At 52.7% G+C, this 1270-nt stretch carries 2 protein-coding genes; both read left to right on the top strand.

Annotated elements, in window-relative coordinates:
* A partial coding sequence (locus LIQ05_RS19245) for a DNA-methyltransferase (protein ID WP_226822920.1) occupies positions 1–612 on the top strand: 612 nt, incomplete at its 5' end.
* Positions 613–760: 148 nt separating this feature from the next.
* Entirely contained in the window at positions 761–1084 is a 324-nt protein-coding gene (locus LIQ05_RS19240; protein ID WP_019162195.1) for a hypothetical protein, read from the top strand.
* The last annotated feature ends 186 nt before the right edge of the window (positions 1085–1270 follow it).

Raw genomic sequence — 1270 nt, 5'->3', positions numbered from 1 at the left:
ACCAACCAGAAGTACAGCAGCATGAAAGCAGAAAATGCCCTGCCGGATTTTGATGGGGATAATAAAGACCAGCGTTCCTGGACCCACTGGATGGCAGAATGGCTGTACGATGTGCGGAAAGCCTGCAAGAGAGGGGCTCCGATCTGCCTCTTTATTGACTGGAGACAGTACCCGTCCATCACCGATGCCCTCCAGTGGGCAGGGTGGATCTGGAGAGGGACTGCCGTCTGGGACAAGGGGAACTCCCGTCCGCAGAAAGGCAGATTCCGCCAGCAGGCAGAATATATTGTATGGGGAAGCAACGGACCGATGCCGATCAACCGCCCGGTGTCCTGCCTTCCGGGTGTGTTCCGTTATGGGAATCCCCAGAACCGCATCCATGTGACAGAAAAGCCGCTCCAGCTGATGAAGGATGTCATCCAGATCTGTGAGCCGGGCGGCCTGATCTTAGACCCGTTTGCCGGAGCTGGTACTACCATCCTTGCGGCGGCAGAGTCGGGGTTTCAGGCAGTCGGCATTGAAGTGACCGATTCGTATTATAAGCTGGGAAGCGACCGTGTCCGCATTGCACTGGAAGCTGGGGAAGAAGCGGAAAACAAAGAACCACAGTAGCCGGATGTCTGGCAGACATCTGAAAAAGAGAAGAAAAGAATCCAGATGTCCACAAGACATCCACAGAGCGGAATGCTTTGTGGGTGTTTCTTTTTGGAAAAACGCCGGGCAGAGGAAACCTGTCCGGCCAGGAAAGGAGATGGTCGTATTGGAACAGGCACTTGCTTATGTCTGCTGTTCTGCAGAAGAAGGAAAGACCAAAGTACAGCGGTACTGCCGGAAGATCTACGAACTGGGATATGTGCCGATCTGCCCGCAGTACAGCTTTTCCCCATTCCTTGATGACGGGGATGCAGAGGATATGCAGGCCATGCGGAGAATGTCCCACCAGATATTAAGGCGGTGCAGGATGGTGGTTGTCTGCGGAAAAGAGACCACCGGGACGATGAACACGGAGATCAGCATGGCTGACAGACTCCATATCATCTGTACCACACTGGATGGGTTGAGCAAAATCAAGGAAAATGAATGATTCAGAAAAACAACTGGTTCAGAGGGGACGAAACCGGATGCGACTGGTTTTGCAAGCATAGCGTTTGGATATCCAAACGCACTTTGGGGAGAACCCCAATCCCCCATACCGAGCCGTAAACAGACGAAAGGAGAACGAAAAAATGTTGGGATTTATACTTGGCACAATGACCGGAGGAGTAATGGG

This window comes from Blautia glucerasea, from assembly GCF_020537505.1.
GTDB lineage: Bacteria > Bacillota > Clostridia > Lachnospirales > Lachnospiraceae > Blautia_A.
This window is presented reverse-complemented; position numbering and strand designations above follow the sequence as displayed.